The organism is Secundilactobacillus pentosiphilus (assembly GCF_002217985.1).
Lineage (GTDB): Bacteria > Bacillota > Bacilli > Lactobacillales > Lactobacillaceae > Secundilactobacillus > Secundilactobacillus pentosiphilus.
Window position 1 is genome coordinate 1 of sequence record NZ_BCMI01000075.1, and the last position, 286, is coordinate 286.

The window sequence follows — 286 nt, forward strand, 5'->3', positions numbered from 1 at the left end:
TTGAAGTTCACCCACTAGACATTGGTGACCGTGAAGATCCTGCACGTCTAGTCTTCGCCGGTGGCGAAGGTGATGCCGTTGACGTTACCTTAGCTGACTTTGGTGATGAATTCCGCATGATCATGTACGAAGTTGCTGGTAACAAAGCTGACGAAACGCCAAAGTTGCCAGTTGCTAAGCAGTTGTGGACACCAAAGGCTGGCCTGAAGAACGGTGCTACCCAATGGATCCAAAACGGTGGTGGTCACCACACGGTCTTCTCATTCGGTGTCACTGCACAACAAGT

At 50.7% G+C, this 286-nt stretch carries 1 pseudogene; it reads left to right on the forward strand.

What is annotated here, in order from left to right:
- Positions 1-286 (forward strand): annotated as a pseudogene (locus CES81_RS13110) (L-arabinose isomerase); the annotation flags it as partial.